Below are 18,793 nucleotides of genomic sequence, written 5' to 3' on the forward strand. Positions count from 1 at the left end.
GCGCGCCCGGCCGCCAGCCGCCGCCGCGCGGGACGGAGCATGCGCCCGGATCGTCGTCGACGGGGAGTTCGAGCGGCGCGCGGTCAGGCTGCCGCGACGCGGACCGTTCCTGCCGTCTCAACCGCTCGACGGCCAAGTGCGGCAGGAACAGCGAGACGACCCGTCCCATCGCTACCCTCCACGATCAGGGAAAAAGGTTCGCCCCCGCGCTGACGGGCGAGTTCGACAAGCCAGCGCGACCGTCCGACGCCCGCGACGCCGAGCCCTGCCGACGGTGCGCTGCCGACCCGCCAGCGCGTCCACGCCGCGGACGGCTCATCCAGCGGATCACGCTCCCGAGATCGCCTGCGTCGAAGCAGCAGCACCGGCATATCGGCATCGGCAGCCACGAGCTGCAGCCGCCTGGTGGCGACCATCGACACCTTGCCGACCTCCGCGACGATGGCCGAGGGCGTGCCATCGCGCACCGCATCCTCGACGACGGCGAGCAGCGCCGCGTCGTCATGGGGTTGCGCGTGGAGAACGTTCGCCGCCGGCAGTCCCGCTTGCGCCAGTCCAGGCGCATAAAGATCGGTGCGACAGCTCGCCCACAGCACGGGTCCTCCCAGGGCCGCCGCCTCCCGCGCGGCGATGCCGGCCAGGAAGAGCGTCACCGCCGCGTCGTCGGCCAGCGAAGCGCTGAGCGCCGTCGCCTCGTGCAATGCACCTGCCCGAAGCCCCCCTCCCCCGAGTCGCTGATCGAGCTGCTCGATGCCGAACGGCAGGACGCGGTAATCGGTGATCGGCGTCGCGATCGTCCGCAGCTGAGCTATGGTCGCGGGTAGATGTTGGATAGCGGCAGGCATGGTAATCTAGACTCGGGCTGTTCCCTTTATGTTCCAGCGTTGAGTCTGATTGGTCAAGTCGCAAACGGACTCTGGCGCAGCAAGTCGTCGCTGAAGATTGCCAATGTGTCCGAGCGGAGCGAACGGTTACAGCGGAGCGCTGGTCTAGGCGGGCGCCTGTTGCTTCAATTCCGCATCTCCATCGTCGGATTGCTTGCGAGCCGCAGACGTGCTCGCCACGCATCGTTCCAGTCGTCTTGGTTTTCCGGCACCCGGCTGACGAGCTCGCGACCGTTCGCGGTCAGGTGTTCACGCGCTTTCTCCAGCAGTCGCTCCGCGGCTCGGCCTCGATCACCGTAGACGATGACACGCCGCACCTTTTCAGGGATCGCAACGAAGGCAAGCCGCTCAACGCCGCCGAGCGCCCATGTCGGTGTACCGAACCACGCCATCGCCGAAAGCGCGTCCTCGACACCCTCCGCAAGACCGAGTTCATCCGTCGCCGGAGCCAGTCGGATCGCAGCTACCCCGAGCGGACCCAAGGCGGCCTTTGGCTTGGGGATCGGCTTCTGCAGCACGTTTGTCGGGTGGAGAAAGGTTCGCTGGACAGCGACGATGCCGAGATCGCTTTCGACAGCCGCGATAAGCGCGGGCATGACCCGTCTGGCGCTGCCGGCGCCCAAGATGGTTTCCGGGTTGAAGCGCAAGGCCTTCGAAAAGGGCGGCGAAAGCCCCCGAGCCCTAAGGTACTCCTCGGCAAGCGTGCCGCCGATCGGCCGGCTTGCTCGCCACAGGCGAACAGCCAACGCCCCCATGTCACGCTTGGGCTTGTCTGTCGGCATCACGACGGCGCTGCGATCGTGAAGCCGTTTGCGCTGAAGGGCCTTCATGACCTCGATGGGCGTACAGCCAGCGAAACAGTGGAAGAGGATCGCCGTATCGCCGAGCCGGACGGAGAGGCTCGGTGTTGAATCATCATGTGCGGGACAGCGGCACTCGCCGCGCGTTCCGTGCCACACCCCGCCGAGCTGCTCGACGATGGCCTGAGCGCGAGACGAGGCATCAAGCGGAAGTCGCGCCATCGCCATTGTTCCGTGGGTTTGGTGGAAATCGAGCAATGGAGCCTCCGGACAGTACCAAACATCCAGACGGCAACCTCCCCTCTCCTGCCGAGCGCAGGCTGACGAGACACGAGGAAACAAGATGGTTGCTGGTGCCCTGCTGAAGAACGAGGGCGCCGTTGCGGTCCGCCCTCCCCCGACTCCACTGGTTGGAACACAAACTACTCGAAAGCACGAACGGGCGGTGCGCGCATTTCGGAAGCGGCCACAGTCGAAGCGACGTTAGGTGTAGCGGCCGGTAAAAAGGTCGCCCAGCGCACGCCGACGAAAGGCATTCCACCATCGACGTCGACGATGTTCCGGAGCGTCGTGGATCATATGGCACCGGGGGCACAGCGCAGCGAGGTTGCGCCATCGCGGTCCGCTGAACGTCGGGTCGTGGTTGAGGTGAGCGGTAGCGAGATAGACGGGTCTGCGGGTCATGCGGATCGCATCGAGCGGAACGAACGAGGGTGGCTGTCGGAGCCGCCGACCGGTACCGTCGCGCCAGGCGCGAATCTCGGCGTCCCACCACACCCCTGCCGTGCCAGCGAGCTGCGCGACGCGACGGCCATGAGGTCGCTGGCAGTGCTCGCAACGCCCGCCCGCACGCTTGAAGCGGACGATCCTGCTGATCTCGGGCCAATCGATCGGATATAGCCAACGATGTTCCGGACGGATCGGCATGAGGAGACTCTGAGTCATCCGACATCGGAACGAAAGGAGAAAGTTGCCTGTATGATGAGGATGAGATCATTATTCGGCTGTCCGCAACAAATGCGGGCTTCACGCCGCTCGCGGAGAGCGCGCCGCTGAAGTGGGCGATTTGGTCCGCCAGAACGGCATGCGGTAGCGATAGCGGGGAGACGGTACCTATACGGTTCCGAAAGCCGCTCACGGTCATGGTCAACTTTCCTCGCCGTCGCTCTTCGCGAGCACCGAAAACGTGTCGGCGATCAGCTCCGTGCGGTACGAGACGTCATTGGCTTCACCATGGCTGCGCTCCCGGACGCGGCCGGTGACGTGCACCAGGTCTCCTTTCGCTGCCGCTTCGGTCTGCTGCGCTACATTCGAGAAGCAGACGACACTGTTCCAATAAGTGTCTTTCTTCCAATCGTCTCCATCTCGACGATTGTAGTTGGCGGCGACGCTGACATAGGTCACCCGCTCACGGGTCGTGATTTTCCCGATCCTCCCGATGATACGGAATTCGGCGATATTCTGTGGCATCGATCACTCCTTTTTCTGGAAGTCGAAATCGTCGGCAGATGCGACGCGCGACGGATCGGATAGGGTTTCGTGGGAGCGGAAATGGTACCGCGCCACGTTCTCGCGCGTCGCATAGGTGGCATAGGCCTGCGTCCAGTCACGGCTTATCGCCTGCTGTGCGGTCCGCAGCGGTAGGCGGTGTTCGCACACCAATCGCCACAAGACGTAGGCGAGCTTGTTCTTGTCGGCGGCATTGGCCCGCCCCCGGCGGGGCTGAAGCCAGAGATTGCGCCTGTCGAAGGGCGCGCCGCCGATGGAGATCGGGATTAGATGGTCGAGTTCGTAGTCGGCCATGCGCTGCCCGGGATATTGAAGATTCATCAGGCGCCGCTTGAACGGAGCAGAGATCCCGAGCGCTGGCCGGGCCCTGCCGGCATAGCCAGGGCGACAAACGGTCGTATCAATCGTCGCCTGTGTAATAGCGGGATCGATTGCTCCCGGTGTCTGCGGCGGCGGGAGGATGTTGCCGTGGTTCGGCTGCAAAATGGGGTCGCGAAAGGCTGCAGCGAGGCCGATTACCGCGGCGCAGAACCGAGCGTCGCTCGCGCTTGGGCAGGATTGGCCATTCGGACCTGTCGCAACGCTCCGAAAGGCTAATGATCCATGCCAGTGTGCGACCGCCACGATGAAGAAAAGCCCGCCTAATAGCGCACGGAACCTCATCTGCGATTTTCCGGTATGGTCACCTCGAACTCACGGAACATGGCTCGCACGGTCTCGACCTCGTCATGACGTGTCGTCTTCGGCTTTGAAGCAGGATCGCCTTCATCCAATTATTGAGCGGCATAGAATGGCGAAGCGACCTAGGGCAAGGCAAGACTTCATCCGCTCCAGATCCCCCTTTAATCCACTCCAAGATAGACATTGTTGCCACGTCCGCCATTACCTAAGCTGTTAATATGGATGCCCATTTCGTTTCTTGGCTGTCCGTTCCGAGTGGTCAATGGCGGGACATCATCAGTGCTTCCGGCGAGTATTGCAGCGAAGGCGATACAACTCTGTGCGATGGGGCTAAACGCAGCCGGAGCGCCGGAGCCGTTTGCGATCGAAGTTCGTACGGGTGCGGTCCTTACCCGGGCGCCCGCCAACCAAGCCGAGGCGGAGGCAACGGTCCGCGACCTGCTCGCGCTCGGCGCTGACTTCGAGGCCGGTCCGCTTCGCATCAACGGTCGGGATTTCTCGACCTTCGCGATCACTCCGGCATCGGTTTTCAACCCGTGCGCGCTGGCGCACACCGGCGAAGCGAGTGACCGCATCGTCGATAACGGCGGCGCCACGGTCTCGAGCGTCAGCGCTTTGCTGCGTCGGACCTTCGATGCCCGCATCACCAATACGATCCGGCCCATGAACGCGAGCTACGGTGCTCGCTATAGCTGGCACAAGTTCGGCCAAGCGATCGACTTCGTGCCTGCGGCCGGCGTCGGCTCGATCACCCGTGCGCAGCTCAGGTCAGTGATGGAAGCGAGCGGCTTCCAGGTCATCGAACTCCTCGGGCCGGGCGACCGCGGCCATTCAAACCACTGGCACCTCGCATTCGCTCGTCCGGGGCAGGTCATCGATCAGCCTCGCCAGGTCGAGGACGATGAGGATTGGATGATCAATGTCGCCGGTGCCGGGCCCGGTGCCGCTCGCGTGCTCGAGGAGGGCGCGGCACCAGCTCTTACGGCAGGGCCGGGCTTTCAGACCGCTGCAACGGCGCCTCCGCAGTGGGACGTCTTCGCAGCGGCCGAATGGCGCGCAAACCAGCGAGGTGGTTCATGATCCGACAGGCTTTGAGGAAGCTCGCGGGAGTGGCGGGCGCTCTCGGGTTCCCGATCGCAGGCGTGTTGGCACTCGCGGTTCCGCAGCCTGCGTACGCATCAGATTGGGGATGCCAGGTGATCCTGTGTCTCGCTACGCCGGGATCGCCCACAACCTATGCCGCGTGCGTGCCTCCAATCACGAAGTTATGGAACGTCCTTGCCCTAGGCGGCTCGTTCCCGACCTGCACCGGCGTTGGCATCCGCACGAGGTCGGTCAAGCACGGCTATGACCTGACGATCACGCAAGCAGATGGCTCGGCGTCACGCTACGCGCTCGACACGCGGACCCAGACGGTGCTCCCACAGTGATCTACGACGTGCCCGCCATCGTCGCGTTGGCGAAAGCGTGCGCACCTGCGGTCGCAACTGAGGCGGTCGTTCCCCTGGTCCTGACGGAAAGCGGCGGCGATCCTCTGCAGATCAATGTGAACAAGGGTCCGCGGGTCCGTGCTCGGTCGAGCACAGAGGGCGCAGCCATCGTGCGGCGCTACATGGCGGCCGGATATACCGTCGACATCGGCCTTGCGCAGATCAACTCGGCCAATCTCTCTCGTCTAGGTGTGACGGTCGAGCAGGCGTTCGACCCGTGCACCAACATCAGTCTCGCTTCCAGCGTCCTACAAGCCAACTTCGACGCTGCGAGCCGCTACTATGACGGGCTCGACGCAATCTCAGCGACCTACTCGCTCTACAACACGGGCACGATGACGCGCGGGATGCGGAACGGTTACGTGGGCCGCGTTTGGTCCAAGGCCCTTTCATTGGGGTCGATCCCGGCTGCCCCTGCCTTGCCGGTTGCACCGCTGCGGATTGCTACGACGGCCGTGGCTGCAAAGCCTATGTCCCGATCCGACGACTGGGTCGTGGGTCAGGTCGACGCGAGCGAGATCGAGGTGTTCAAGTGAGCACCGAGAACAGCGTCTCGCGCGGGCAGCCCGAGGTCGAGCAGCAACGCCCGTCGGCCGAGTTCGCAATCCCTCCCGACATCGCGGATCGCTACGAAGTCCGCGCTGTCGACGCGCCGGACGGCCAGCAGCGCTTCGGTCTCTTCCGGCCCGGACAACGCGACGCACCATTCATCGAGATCACCGATGGAGGCAAGGCCCGCCGCATCGTCGCGCGCGCCGAGGATGCGGAGACGATCCAGGCGTTGGTCAAGATCGCGCAGTTCAACGGCTGGGACCGGATCGACGTCGATGGCTCGCCGGATTTTCGCAAGGCGGTCTGGGCGGCGGCTACCCGATCCGGCCTCGAGGTCAACGGATACGAGCCGTCGTTCATCGAGCAGGAGAAGTCCGCGACTGCGCGTCGGGAGGACATCGCGAGACGCGATCTGACGCCTGCGACGCCGGCGCCCGATGAGATGAAGCGATCGCCCGGTACGGCCGTCCAAGCGGTGGCTCCGCTTGCAGAGGCCGCTGAGAAGAGATGGATCCCTTCGGAGGACGTCGGCTTGGGAGATGCCGACAGCCGGCTTTTGCTCAAGATCAGCGCGCTCACCGCGGATCGAACGGCCCTCCACGACGCCATGCCGGGTGCGACCGACGCCCTCGTCCGTGAGGTGCAGCACGAGCGGATCGACGAGAATGGAAGTGCACTCGGCGTCGCGCTCGACCGCGCATTGGCAAGCCCGGCGGTGGTGGAGGCGTTCGGACGGGCCGGCTACGAACCCGAGGCCCTGCGGGAGCTGGGGCGGGCGGAGAAGTGGGATACGGAGGTCGCGACCGCGGTTTCTCTCGCGCGCTCCGGCTCTCGTCGCGACACATTGACGCGGGACACGGACGCGCCCCAGACGGCGATCGCCACGCTTGTCGCCGATAGGGGCCCCGCAGAGAAGCCCGACAGGCCCGCTAAGTCGGATGATCGGCTCCAACCCGAGCAGCCCGGGACGGTTACCGACCCGGACGCAAGCTCGGCGGTGCTGCGCCGACGCGAAAGCGACGAACTCGCCGAACTCTTCCTGCACGGGACGGAAGGAAGCGCCGGAACCGACCCCCGCCTTGCCGGTGCGATGCAGGCACAGCGCGTGATGGAGCAGCATATCGGCGAGGTGTTCGAGGGTGACGCGATGAGCATGGCCTCCGCAAATCTGGAAAGCCGGCACATGATCTCAGACGCGCTGCGGCGCGGCCTCGATGTCTCCGTGCGTGAGCCAACACCCGTTCGGCAGATCGAGCCGATCCAGACCCGTCCCGATCTTGAGCGATAGACCATGGAGGTTCGTATGCATTTCACACCGACGGCCGGCAGGATGATGTCGGATCAGCGTGCTCGCCAGCTAGTCGGCATCGCCGGCATGTTGGCGCTCGTCGCGATCGCGCAACCCGCGCTCGCACAGAGCAGCGGCACAGCGATTCAGAGTGGCCTCAACACCATCAAGGACTGGATGGTGACGATCGCGTCGGTTGTCGGGGTGATCGCCGTCATGGCCGTCGGCTATGCCAAGCTGACCGGCCGAATGGATTGGGGCCGCGCCGTCACGGTGCTGATCGGTATCGGCATCATCTTTTCGGCGACGACGATCGTCGGCTGGATGAGCACGGGTGGCTGAGGCCGAGAAGCTGGCAGAAGACAAGGTCTTCCTGGCCATGACCAGACCGTCCGTTTTCATGGGGCTTCCGCTCGAAGCCGTCCTGCCGATCATCATGATCTGCATGGTTCTCTGGGGAATCATGCACAATCCCTTCTACCCGCTGGCGCTGTTCGGCGCTCTGTACTTCCCGGCGCGAATGGTCGTTCACTACGACTACAATGCTTTCCGGTTGTGGGGCTTATGGTTTCAGACGGTCTTTGTATCGCGAAACCGCAAGTTCTGGGGTGGTGGGAGCTATTCGCCCGTACGCCTCGGCAAAGGCGTGAAGCGGAAGCGGTTCGGCAATGACTGACCCCGCGCTGAAGCATAAGGCGATTGCGCTCAGGGAAGCCGATGACATCAAGTTCATCCCCTATACGCGGCACATCGACGACACGCTGATCGCACTCGAGGACGGGTCGCTCATGCGAATGTATCGTGTCGAGGGACGGCCGTTCGAAACCAGTGACACCACCGACCTCAATACCTGGCACAACAAGCTGAACATTGCGTGGCGGTCGATCGGGGACGACCGCGTGGCATTGTGGACGCATCTCGTCCGTACCGAGACGGATCCGAACCTCGGCGGTGACCTCCACTCCGACTTCGCGCGGACGCTTCAGATCCATTACGCGGACAAGCTGCGGGAGACGGTCCTCTACCATAACGAATTCTACGTCACGATCATCGTGCGCCCGTCGAACATGGCCGGCGATCAGGTAACGCGGTGGTTCGGCGCGCGCCGCCCGAGTGGCGAGACCGACGACCGAGCCATGGCCATCATGGCGGACAAGTGCCGAGATTTCGAATCACTGCTGGTCGACGCTGCTCCCGAGCGGCTGTCGCTGTACGAGCACGACGGCATCCTGTTCTCGAAGCCGATGGAAGTGCTGCACTTTATCCTCACCGGCGACCGTGTCCGCATCCCGCTGGTGGACGGACGTCTCGGGCAGGCTCTCTACCAGTCGCGGATAGTCTTCGGGCGCGAAGCGGCCGAAATCCGCCTTCCTCACAAATCGCATTTCGTCGGCATGTTCGGGGTGCGCGAGTACGTTGCCAGCACGCGAACCGGGCAGTTCAACAGCCTACTCAAGCTCGACTTCCCGTTCGTGCTGACTCAGAGCTTCGCACCGCTCGTGAAGTCTGTCGCCAGCGAACGCTTCTCGAAAAAAATACCGGCAGATGACGTCCTCGGACGATGCCGGAGTCAGTCAGGCGCTGGAACTGCTCGATGGGCAGGACGAGCTGATGGCGAACCGCTTTGTCATGGGGGAACACCATCTTTCGATCTCGGTCATCGACGACGATCCGAAGCGTCTCCTCGATCGCCTCTCCATCGCCCGATCGGCCGCTGCGGACACGGGCATGGTGATGGCGCGCGAAGACGTCGCGCTGGAGGCAGCCTTTTGGGCGCAGCTTCCGGGCAACTTTCGGATGCGGGCAAGGCCGGCCGTTCTCAACAGCCGCAATTTCGCGGCGCTCAGCCCTTTCTATACGTTTCCCGCTGGACGGAAGAACGGCAACCACTGGGGCGATGCAGTCACGCTGCTCAAGACGCGCGCAGGCTCGTCCTTCTGGTTCAACTTCCACCGTGCCGACATCGGCCACACGCTCATCATCGGACCGACCGGGAGCGGAAAGACCGTCCTCCAGAACTTCCTTCAGGCGCAACTGGAGAAGACCGGCGCCAAGCAGGTCTTCTTCGACAAGGATCGCGGCGCCGAGATCTTCGTCAGGGCTTGCGGTGGCACCTATCTGACGCTTCGCAACGGGCAACCGACCGGGTTCGCGCCGCTAAAAGGGCTTGCCCCGAACGCCTACAATATCGCCTTTCTTCGCCAGTTCATCCGAGTGCTCGTGCGGCGCGAGAGCCGACCTCTTTCCGTGTCAGAAGAACGCCTGATCGACGAAGGCATCGATGCGGTGATGCGTCTGCCAGCACACGCCCGTTCATTCGGCGCATTGCGTGAGATGCTCGGCTATGCCGACGCCGAAGGCATCGGAGCGCGTCTCGAACGGTGGTGCCAGGGCGGCGCGCTGGGCTGGGCCTTCGACGGACCGGAGGACGAGGTCTCGATGGCGGCGCGGTTCGTCGGCTTCGACATGACCCAGTTCCTCGAGAACCCGGAAATCCGCACACCGGCGATGCTGTATCTTTTCCACCGCGTCGACGAGCTGCTCGACGGCCAGCGGGTAGTGGTCGACATCGACGAGTTCTGGAAGGCGCTTCAGGACGACGCCTTCCGGGCCTTTGCACAGGATGGGCTAAAAACCTTCCGCAAGCGAAATGCCTTCATGGTGTTTGGCACCCAATCGCCGGCCGATGCACTGCGCTCCCCGATCGCGCATTCGATCATCGAGCAGACCGCCACCAAGATCCTCCTCCCCAACGCCGACGCGAAGCGGTCGGATTATTGCGATGGCCTGGGGCTCACCGACGCGGAGTATCGGCTGATCCGCGAGGACCTGACTCCGGAGAGCCGCTGCTTTCTCGTCAAACAGGGCCAGACATCGATCGTCGCCAAGCTCGACCTCGGCGGAATGCCCAATGAGCTCAAGGTCCTTTCCGGCCGCGAGGAGACGCTCGTTGCGATGGAAGAAGCCATCGCCATCGCTGGCAGCAATCCGACGGCGTGGCTGCCCGCCTTCTATGCCAACCAGCGGAGAAGCTGACATGACATTCAAATATACCCTCATGATGGCCGCGGCTCCGATCGCTGCTTTCGCCTCGCCGGCTGCGGCGCAGGGCATCCCGGTGTTTGACTCCTCCAGCTATCTGCAAGCGCTCGCGACCGTCCAGCATACCGCCACCATGATCCAACAGGGAGAGCAGCAGATCCGGACCGCAACGACTGCGCTCAACTCGCTACAGAAGCTGACCGACATCAACCGCGTAGCAACGTCCCTGCTTCAACCGCAGATCCGGAACATCCTCCCCGACGAGACCATCGACGCCGCGACCCTCGTGGGTGGCGACCTGACCCGCATAGGGATCGCTCGGGACCATCGCAGCCAACATCCAGTCGCGTTACGGGCTAAGGCCGACGGGCTCGTCGGACGCGGACGCCGCGTATAGCCAGGCGCTGCGGGACTCTACCGGGCCGGCTGCGGCGACCGCCGCGTTCGGCGAGAACACCCTCCGCGTCGCGCAGACGCGGATGCAAGGGATCGATCAGCTTCGCGCGCAGCTCGATAGCGCAAGAGACCCCAAAGATGTGCTGGATCTGCAAGCCCGGCTTCAAGCCGAACAGGCACAGCTCCAGAACGACCTGATCAAGATGCAGGCGATGCAGATGGCCCAGGCCAGTGAGGCAAGCATGGCCGCCAGCGCCGCCCAAGTGTCGGCCGGCCGCAATGAATCCGCCTTCTTTCAAGCCAACACCATCCGGAGATGACGATGCGCAAGCTGATGACCTTGGGCGTGCTCATCATGATGTGCGGCTGCCAGAGAGAGGTTGCGGTCCCGACTGCACAGCAGCTGATCGCCGACCGGGCGCTCCTCAGCGAGTGGCAGGGGAAGTGCGACACCGGCGAATTTAGCCAGCTCGCGCCTGCGGAGAAGAGCGATCGCTGCTCGACCACGCAGGAGGCGACGATCTCGGTCGCGCAGATGAGCGCGGGCAAGAAGGAGTCGGACTTCTTCAAGGCGAACACAGTTCGGAAGTGACGTCATTTTCCGTCGTCTAAGCACCTCCAAGGGCTCGAGATCCAAGCATGGCCGCTGCGCCCAACATCATGATGCTGTTCACGACGATGTATGGCTATGTCGAGACGGCGATTGCGGGCGCTGTAGCGACCTTCGGGTCGGGGCTCGTCAGCTTCGTGGCGGCGCCGCTTGCCCTTGCCGCGACCATCTACTTTCTGCTCCTCGGCTTTGCGGTTCTTCGTGGCGCGATCCAGGCGCCACTTCGCGAACTCGTGTTCCAGGCGGGCAAGGTCGGGTTCGCGCTCGCCGCGGCCAGTGCGGTTGGCTACACGACCTTCGTCGTCAACGTGGCCACCAATCTGCCGAGCGAGATCATCGCTGCAGGGTCCGGCACACCGGTGACCAACCCGGGCACTACCTTCGACACCTACGTGTCCGACACGGGCAAGCTGGGCCAGCGGATGGTGGATGCGAACACCAAGGTCCAGGCGCAGGCCTCCCGCGGGATTACCGATTTCCGTACTCCGCTTATCCAGCTGACCTGCTCGCTCATTACCTATCTCTGCATTGCCATCCTGTACGTTTTCGCCTTCCTTTCCGCGTCCGTCGGGTTCTGCATCGTCATCTTCGCCAAGCTCGCGGTATCGATCTGCGTCGCGCTCGCGCCGCTCGCGCTCGCATGTCTGCTGTTCAATTCGTCGAGATGGCTGTTCGACGGCTGGCTCAAGCAGACGGCCAACTACATTCTCCTGATGGTCGTCATGGCGATCATGACCAAGTTCATCACCGGCCTGCAGGAGGCAGCGATGGACGGCATCCTCGGCTCGATCGGAGACGGTACTGCCTTCGTGACGATGGAGAACACCTACCTGACGCTGAGCGCGGGCGTGATGGTGGTCGCCACCATCTCCTGCGCGGCGATCTACATCGTCGGGACGATCTTCTTCTTCCAGTCGCCTTCGATTTCCGGGGGTATCGCGGGTGGCGCTGCCTCGGGTGGCCACGGCTTCTTGATGACGGGTGCGAACATGCTGACGAACCGCCTGATGTTCCGGCGGGCGGTACAGGCGCGCCCGCCTGCTGCAGCGGAGACGCGGGCCGGTGGGTCGATCAGCCGAGGGACTTAGCGATTCTCGCGGGCACAACCTCAACCATGCGCGCGGCGCGGATCACACGAACGGAGATCATATGAAAACACTGACGATCGTCGCGTTCGGATCGCTCGCGCTCGCCGGCTGTGCCGGAACCCGGATCAGCAAGCCCGTCGTGTGCGACGGCAAGCACCGGCGCCCGGCGAACCTGTACGGCACGATCCTCCCAACGCTCCCTGTCCCGCTCCCAGCATCGCAGGGCGGTAACCGGTCAATGGCCGCACCCGAACGGGCGCCGGCTCCAGACGTGGTACCGGCACCGTCCTCCGTGCCGTCGCCATCGCCGTCATCGATTGATCCGGGATCGGGCTCGGCGGTGGTGCCCGCGCCGAGCGTGGACCGCCGCTCGATACAGCCGGCACCGCAAACGTCGCAGGTGGAAAGCGAGCTGTCCTACTCATGCTGATGAAGGAAATGCGGCGATGGCGCGCGTGAAAGCGGAGGACAAGGCGACGTACCTCGAGACGGCAAGGACGTGGGAGTACGACCGGATGCGTGACGCTATCCAGTCGAAGCGACTCGCCTGGATCGTGGCGGGCGGGGCCTGCGCGCTCGCCGTCGCCTCGGTTGCTGCCGTCGCGATGCTCACGCCGCTGAAGACCGTACAGCCCTACGTCATACGGGTAGACAAAACCTCGGGCGAGACGGAGATCGTGACGGCCCTCAAGGGCCCGCAGCCACGCACCTACGACGACGCCGTCAATCGGTACTTCATCTCACAATATGTCCGGTTGCGCGAAGGCTGGCTGAACGATGCCGCCCGCGAGAACGCCTATGCCGTCATGCTGATGAGCGATCAGGCCGAAGCGAGCCGGTATCTTGGCAACGTGCAGTCAAGCAACAGGAACGCCCCTTCCAACATCTACGGCGGTAAGGGCTTCGTCTCGATCGCCATCAGGACGATCAGCTTCTTGAGCCCGACCGTCGCGCAGGTCCGCTTCACGAAGATCATCACCTTCGGACAGAGCGCTCCAGTTGCGCAGAACTGGAATGCGATTCTGACCTTCAGATATACCACGGCCCCAGAGCACGAGAAGGACCGCAACCTCAATCCGCTCGGCTTCCAGGTCGTCAACTACCGCTCGGACCCGGAGGCCTGACATGATCGACCCGACTACCCATCCGGCGACCGACGAGACTATCGCTCCAGTCTCCCTGCCCGAACTGCGCAAGCGGCTGGCGGCGCGATTGTCGCCGCCTGCCACAAAGCTTTCTCTGACCAAACGCGGCTCGCAGAGCCGAGTCTGGCGCGGCGTAGGTGCAATCTGGCGCCGCCTCGTGCTGTTCTCGGCCATTGGTGCCGTCTCCGCGGCCCTGACCCCCTGCCCCGCGCGGGCGACCGAGGTGCCGAAGCCAGGATCGAAAGATGCCCGGGTCCGCAATATCAACTACGATCCCGACCAAGTAGTCTCGATCCAAGGCAGCTTCCGTCACGCCATCCAGATACAGTTCGGTCCCGGCGAGACGATCACCCAAGCCGCACTCGGCGACACGATTTCATGGCAGATCGCGCCGGTAGGCAGCATCATCTTCCTCAAGCCGCGTGAGAGAGCCGGTCCGACGAACCTCATCGTCGTCACCAACGCCGACGGATCGCCGCGGACCTACCATTTCAATCTGTCTCTCGGGACAGGTCAGGTGATGTACGGGGTGCGGTTCCATTATCCACGAGAGGAGCGGGCTCTCGCGCTGCTTCAAACACAGCTCTCGCAGGCGGCTGCGGCCCAGGCACTGGAGACCTCGATCACCGGATCGGCGCTCGACCACGCCGTGATCGAGGGCACTCGCAACATGAACTACACGGTCCAGGGCGATCCGACCCTGCAGCCGACCGAGGTCTCGGACAACGGCGAGTTCACGGTGCTGCGCTACCCCGGTCACGCCGACATCCCTTCGATCTTCGCGGTCGATGTCGACGGGACCGAGACGATCGTGCCCTACGACGTGCGCGAGGACTTCGTGGTCATCCATGCCGTCTACCGTCAGCTTCGCCTCCGACGCGGAGCGACGGTTCTGTGCATCTATAACGAAGCGCCGCCTCGCAACGACCGTGGCGATCGCACCGGCACCGTTTCGAACGTGGTCGAGCGCAAGGTGAAGGGACAATAGTATGGTCGAGAGCGTCCTGGACCGCGGCGGCGAGATCGGTGCCGATGCGCTGCCGTCCAGCCAACAAAATAGTGTCGTCGCTCGCAGCGGCGGTTGGGGAAACATCGCCCTCGTCGGGGCCGGCATCGGGCTGATAAGCGCGATGGGAGGGATCGCGATCGGATACGGCGCCTTCCACCGCGCCGCTAGCACGACGGCGGCTGCCGAACCGGCCAAGGCCAGCGATCGGGCCGTGAATGACGTGATGGGATCGCCAGACGTCCAGCGGGCCCAACTCGCCAACCAGCTCGGCCAGGCTGGCGCACCGCAGACCGATATATTCGGTCGCCCCATTGCAGGAGCGCCCACCCAGCCCGCCGTAGACACGAACGGCAATGTCGTTTCAGGTCCCGCATCAACCTCGACTGGCACGAGTAGCGGGCAGCAAACCCCCGCCCAGCGGCGAGTCGAGCAGGCAAGGTTAATGGCGGATGCGTCGCGGCGCTCGCCAATCATGGCATTCGGAGCCGGCCCCACGTCGGTGGCCGCGACCGCGGCCGGCGGCGGGGACGGCATGGGTCAGGCTCCCGGACAAGGCACCGGGCAGATCGATGCAGACGGACGTCCTTCCGGACGGTCGATGGTCGCGACCTCGAGTGGACAGAGCGTCGGTGCGAGCGGGTTCGGGGCACCGGGCGAAGAAACCGGCGTGCAGGGCAAGGGCACGACCGATTTTAACGATCAACTCGCCCACACTGCGATCCAGACGGTGCGCGCGACCATGGTCGCCGATCGCAACTTGCTGCTGAGCGCGGGTACCGTCATTCCCTGCACGCTACAGACCGCCATCAACTCCACCCAGGCGGGCTTCGTCTCGTGCGTCATCAACCATGACGTCTACTCGGAGAATGGCAGGGTCGTGCTGCTCGACAAGGGCACGAAGGTCCTGGGCCAATATTCCGGCGGCATTGCGCAGGGTCAGGCGCGTCTGTTCGTTCTCTGGACCCGTGCCCTGACCCCGCGCGGCGTCGCCATCGACCTTGGCTCGCCGGCGGCTGACAGCCTGGGCCGCGCTGGTCTTCCGGGCGGTGTCGATACGCAGTTCTGGGCGCGCTTCGGCGTCGGACTGGTCATATCCGTATTGGAAGATGCCTCCAACATCGCGAGCCGGGCAGTCGCCGGCCAAGGGACCTATACGACGCAGGTCCCCGGTACGACGGCGCAGACGGTCCTTCAGAACACCATGACCATCAAGCCAATCCTGAAGAAGAATCAGGGCGACACCGCGGCCATTTTCGTGGCGAAGGATTTCGACTTCCGCTCGGTCTACGCGGTGCGGCTGCGACGATAGAACGATGTCCTCGCAAACCGCGTCGCTGCTCTACACGCACAATGCCGAACCGATCAGCCGACACCTCGAACGCGATGACGTGACCGAACTCGTTATCAACGAGCCGGGTGTGATCGGCCTGGAAACACGTGGCGGTTGGGAGTGGCACGAGGAACCCGCGCTCGACAATGCCGCCCTCATGACACTCGCGAAGCTGATCGCGGGACTGACCAAGCAGGACGTGAATGCCGAATACCCGATCTGCTCCTCGGTGCTCCCAGGCGGCGAGCGGGCGCAGGTCGTGGTGCCGCCCGCCGTCGAGCGGGGGTTCATCTCGCTCACGATCCGCAAGGCGTCCGGTGTGACGATGGACCTCGACGATTTCGAACGCACGGGTCTTTTCAGCGAGGTCCGCGCACACGGTGTGAACGAAGAGGTCGATGCGCGGCTTCTCGCCCTACGGGATGCCAACGACTGGAAGACATTTTTTCGGCTTGCCGTGGAATCGCGAAAGAACATCCTGATCTCGGGCGCCACGGGGTCGGGCAAGACGAGCTTTTCCAAAGGGCTCATCAAGCTGATCCCGGAATACGAACGCATCCTGACGATCGAGGACACGCGCGAGCTCGTCGTGCCTCAGCGCAACCGCGTCCACATGATGTACGCAAAGGATGGCAAGGGCCTCCAGAAGGCGGGCGCAAAGGAACTCCTCGAGTCGGCGCTGCGCATGCGGCCTGATCGCATTCTCTTGCAGGAACTCCGCGACGGGACGGCCTTCTTCTATCTGCGCAACGTCAACAGCGGCCACCCCGGCTCGATCACGACCGTTCACGCCAACACTGCCGAAGGCGCACTGGAGCAGCTTACTCTTCTGGTGAAGGAGTCCGAAGGCGGCAACGACCTCGACCGGCACGACATCCGGGCACTGCTGCGCTCTCTGGTCGACATCGTCGTACAGATGGACCGATTGCCACCGGGTGAAGGGCGGCCCGCCCGCTATCGAATGACCGAGGTGTGGTTCGATCCCGCAGGCAAACTCCGTGAATGAGAGGAACGGAAGCGTGAGCGGCAAATGGGTGCGCAGCGCCGAGGGCTCCCAACCCGCGGCGATCGTCTTCCTAGCTCTTATGGGGACCGCCGTGAGCGCGGCCTTCGGTGCCGTCGCCGTGCTGTTCAAGGCCCACCTTCTCACCGGCCGCACGCCATGGTCGAGGGTGCCGGGCGCACTCTGGACGATGAAGGCGTACCCTATCGTCTACGGGCCGTTCCTCGTGGGTTTCGCGATCGGCATGGTGCTGACGATCCTCATGATGATCTCCAGCCTGTTCAGGCGCCAGCGGCTCCACGGGGAAGCCCGTTGGGCGCGGATCGGCGAGGCCCGCCGAGGCAAACTACTCGAGAGCTCGGGCATCGTGCTTGGTAAGCTGGGGGGTAAGGTCATGCGTTTCGGCGGGCCGGAGCACGTCCTGCTCGAGGCTCCGACACGCGCCGGCAAGGGCGTCGGCGTGATCATCCCCAACCTGCTCGAATGGCCGGATTCGCTGGTGGTGCTCGACATCAAGCAGGAGAATTTCGAAAATACGGCGGGCTATCGGCTGAAGGTTCTCGGACAGCGCGTGGTACTGTTCAACCCGCTCGACCCGAAGGGCAACACGGCCCGCTACAACCCGCTGAGCTACATCACGCGGGACGATCCCGTGGAGGTCATCAACGAGCTGCAGAAGATCGGTCAAATGCTCTTTCCCGATCCGGTATCGGGGGAAAACTTCTGGGCGGAAAGTGCTCGAACCGCCTTTCTCGGTGTGGCTGCCTATGTCGCAGCGACGGTGGACGATGATGACGATGCCCTGCCCTTTACGATGGGCGAGGTCTATCGCCAGTTCGCCGCGGGAGATGCGGCGAAACGCTTTCCAAAGATCATCAGCAGGCGAGAGCAGGCGGGTAAGCCACTCTCGGGCGGCTGCGTCTCTGCGCTTCGCGACTTCACCACCGCCTCGCCGAACACGTTCACATCGATCCGCCAGTCCGTCACGGCCAAGATCAACGCGTGGCTCAATCCGTATGTCGACGCAGCGACGTCCCAGAGCGACTTCGACTTGAGCGAGTTTCGCGACAAGCGGATATCGCTCTATCTGGGCGTATCGCCCGACGATCTCGAGCGTGTCGCGCCGATTTACGGTCTCCTGTTTCAACAGTTGATCGATCGCAATGTTCGCGAGCTGCCGAAGGGTGATCGTCACCAGGTGAAGGTGCTGGTGGCGCTCGACGAGTTCGCCAGTCTCGGCAAATGCTCCGTCCTCGCACAGGCGTTCAGCTATGTCGCTGGCTACGGTCTGCGGCTTCTGCCCGCCTTTCAGTCGATCGAGCAGATCCAGGGCGTGTATGGCGACAAGGTAGCGGCCGATATCGAACGGAACTGCGCCGTACGGCTCGTCTTGCGTCCGGCCGGGCTCTCCGATGCCAAGAAGATCTCCGACCAGCTCGGCACCTATACGTTCAAGGCCCGCTCCCGGAGCATGGGAACCTGGGGTGGCGGGGGCGGCTCGACATCGGAGTCCGAACAGCGCCGGCCACTCCTGCTACCGCAGGAGGTCGAGATGCTGCCCGAGAATGACCTGATCGTCTTCCGCCGCGGCATGTACGCAACCTACGGCAGGAAGGTGCGCTACTATGCCGAAAAGCAGCTGAAGGCCCGAACGCAGATTCCGGCGCCGGCGATGCCGGCGATCCGCGTCGACCCAACCGTCGCCTCCAACAGCCTTCGCGTGATCCAGGCGGCTGAAGCCGAGAGCGAGCGGTGCGCCTCCGCAGACCATCAGGCCGCTAACAGCTCCGGAGCGGCAGCCCCTGTTTGGATCGCCGCTACGCCAGCGAGCCGCTTGAACAGGGCTGCGATCGATGCGGCACGTGCCGCGCCGCATGATCAGCGCACGTCCACGTTGTTTGGGCAGCTCGTCACACTGACCTGAGTAGCAGTCCCGCCACCTCACACGAAGACAGTCAGACCGACG

At 63.9% G+C, this 18,793-nt stretch carries 21 protein-coding genes and 1 pseudogene; 17 read left to right on the forward strand and 5 right to left on the reverse strand.

Features of this window, described 5'->3' with window-relative positions:
- Positions 1-83: 83 nt before the first annotated feature.
- From H5J25_RS19925 to H5J25_RS19945, 5 genes are all read right to left on the reverse strand, one after another.
- Complete coding sequence (locus tag H5J25_RS19925) at positions 84-845, reverse strand: ImuA family protein (RefSeq protein ID WP_202096727.1); 762 nt, start codon at positions 843-845, stop codon at positions 84-86.
- A gap of 164 nt (positions 846-1,009) precedes the next feature.
- Positions 1,010-1,942 carry a DUF7146 domain-containing protein gene (locus H5J25_RS19930; RefSeq protein WP_225883611.1) on the reverse strand — a complete coding sequence of 311 codons (933 nt, stop codon included), beginning with the start codon at positions 1,940-1,942 and terminating at the stop codon, positions 1,010-1,012.
- A 225-nt stretch (positions 1,943-2,167) separates the two neighbouring features.
- Positions 2,168-2,611, reverse strand: coding sequence for a hypothetical protein (locus tag H5J25_RS19935; RefSeq protein ID WP_202096728.1), 444 nt, complete (start codon positions 2,609-2,611; stop codon positions 2,168-2,170).
- A 219-nt stretch (positions 2,612-2,830) separates the two neighbouring features.
- Positions 2,831-3,154, reverse strand: a complete 324-nt coding sequence (locus H5J25_RS19940) for a single-stranded DNA-binding protein (RefSeq protein WP_202096729.1) — start codon at positions 3,152-3,154, stop codon at positions 2,831-2,833.
- A 3-nt stretch (positions 3,155-3,157) separates the two neighbouring features.
- On the reverse strand, positions 3,158-3,676 hold the full coding sequence (locus H5J25_RS19945) for a hypothetical protein (protein WP_225883612.1): 519 nt from the start codon (positions 3,674-3,676) through the stop codon (positions 3,158-3,160).
- A gap of 522 nt (positions 3,677-4,198) precedes the next feature.
- On the opposite strand from H5J25_RS19945, the gene H5J25_RS19950 reads away from it, so the two are divergent.
- From H5J25_RS19950 to H5J25_RS20025, 17 genes and pseudogenes are all read left to right on the forward strand, one after another.
- Positions 4,199-4,954, forward strand: a complete 756-nt coding sequence (locus tag H5J25_RS19950) for a muramidase (protein ID WP_225883613.1) — start codon at positions 4,199-4,201, stop codon at positions 4,952-4,954.
- On the forward strand, positions 4,951-5,304 hold the full coding sequence (locus tag H5J25_RS19955; protein WP_202096731.1) for a hypothetical protein: 354 nt from the start codon (positions 4,951-4,953) through the stop codon (positions 5,302-5,304). Before H5J25_RS19950 ends, H5J25_RS19955 begins: the two co-directional genes overlap by 4 nt.
- Positions 5,301-5,900 (forward strand): lytic transglycosylase domain-containing protein, encoded by a 600-nt coding sequence (locus H5J25_RS19960; protein ID WP_202096732.1) that lies wholly within the window; start codon positions 5,301-5,303, stop codon positions 5,898-5,900. The genes H5J25_RS19955 and H5J25_RS19960 overlap by 4 nt, the downstream gene beginning before the upstream one ends.
- Complete coding sequence (locus tag H5J25_RS19965) at positions 5,897-7,204, forward strand: LPD7 domain-containing protein (RefSeq protein WP_202096733.1); 1,308 nt, start codon at positions 5,897-5,899, stop codon at positions 7,202-7,204. Before H5J25_RS19960 ends, H5J25_RS19965 begins: the two co-directional genes overlap by 4 nt.
- A gap of 15 nt (positions 7,205-7,219) precedes the next feature.
- Positions 7,220-7,546, forward strand: coding sequence for a TrbC/VirB2 family protein (locus H5J25_RS19970; RefSeq protein WP_147084330.1), 327 nt, complete (start codon positions 7,220-7,222; stop codon positions 7,544-7,546).
- 37 nt (positions 7,547-7,583) lie between these two features.
- A complete protein-coding gene (locus H5J25_RS19975) occupies positions 7,584-7,880 on the forward strand; it encodes a type IV secretion system protein VirB3 (protein ID WP_318781377.1) in 297 nt (98 codons plus the stop codon).
- A pseudogene (locus tag H5J25_RS19980) lies at positions 7,873-10,240 on the forward strand (VirB4 family type IV secretion/conjugal transfer ATPase). Before H5J25_RS19975 ends, H5J25_RS19980 begins: the two are co-directional and overlap by 8 nt.
- 1 nt (position 10,241) lies before the next feature.
- Positions 10,242-10,643 (forward strand): type IV secretion system protein, encoded by a 402-nt coding sequence (locus H5J25_RS21245; RefSeq protein WP_263973996.1) that lies wholly within the window; start codon positions 10,242-10,244, stop codon positions 10,641-10,643.
- Complete coding sequence (locus H5J25_RS21250; protein ID WP_263973998.1) at positions 10,585-10,962, forward strand: type IV secretion system protein; 378 nt, start codon at positions 10,585-10,587, stop codon at positions 10,960-10,962. Before H5J25_RS21245 ends, H5J25_RS21250 begins: the two co-directional genes overlap by 59 nt.
- Positions 10,963-10,964: 2 nt before the next feature.
- Positions 10,965-11,234, forward strand: coding sequence for a hypothetical protein (locus H5J25_RS19990; RefSeq protein WP_202096734.1), 270 nt, complete (start codon positions 10,965-10,967; stop codon positions 11,232-11,234).
- A gap of 47 nt (positions 11,235-11,281) precedes the next feature.
- Positions 11,282-12,340 (forward strand): type IV secretion system protein, encoded by a 1,059-nt coding sequence (locus tag H5J25_RS19995; RefSeq protein ID WP_225883614.1) that lies wholly within the window; start codon positions 11,282-11,284, stop codon positions 12,338-12,340.
- Positions 12,341-12,401: 61 nt separating this feature from the next.
- Entirely contained in the window at positions 12,402-12,770 is a 369-nt protein-coding gene (locus H5J25_RS20000; RefSeq protein ID WP_202096735.1) for a hypothetical protein, read from the forward strand.
- Positions 12,771-12,786: 16 nt separating this feature from the next.
- Complete coding sequence (locus H5J25_RS20005) at positions 12,787-13,464, forward strand: virB8 family protein (protein ID WP_147084335.1); 678 nt, start codon at positions 12,787-12,789, stop codon at positions 13,462-13,464.
- Position 13,465: 1 nt separating this feature from the next.
- Complete coding sequence (locus tag H5J25_RS20010) at positions 13,466-14,473, forward strand: TrbG/VirB9 family P-type conjugative transfer protein (protein WP_202096736.1); 1,008 nt, start codon at positions 13,466-13,468, stop codon at positions 14,471-14,473.
- A gap of 1 nt (position 14,474) precedes the next feature.
- Positions 14,475-15,803 carry a type IV secretion system protein VirB10 gene (virB10, locus tag H5J25_RS20015; protein WP_202096737.1) on the forward strand — a complete coding sequence of 443 codons (1,329 nt, stop codon included), beginning with the start codon at positions 14,475-14,477 and terminating at the stop codon, positions 15,801-15,803.
- Positions 15,804-15,807: 4 nt separating this feature from the next.
- Positions 15,808-16,830 carry a P-type DNA transfer ATPase VirB11 gene (gene virB11 / locus H5J25_RS20020; protein WP_202096738.1) on the forward strand — a complete coding sequence of 341 codons (1,023 nt, stop codon included), beginning with the start codon at positions 15,808-15,810 and terminating at the stop codon, positions 16,828-16,830.
- Between the two features lie 13 nt (positions 16,831-16,843).
- On the forward strand, positions 16,844-18,751 hold the full coding sequence (locus tag H5J25_RS20025; RefSeq protein WP_202096739.1) for a type IV secretory system conjugative DNA transfer family protein: 1,908 nt from the start codon (positions 16,844-16,846) through the stop codon (positions 18,749-18,751).
- Positions 18,752-18,793: the final 42 nt, after the last annotated feature.

The organism is Sphingomonas aliaeris (assembly GCF_016743815.1).
Taxonomy (GTDB): Bacteria; Pseudomonadota; Alphaproteobacteria; order Sphingomonadales; family Sphingomonadaceae; genus Sphingomonas; species Sphingomonas aliaeris.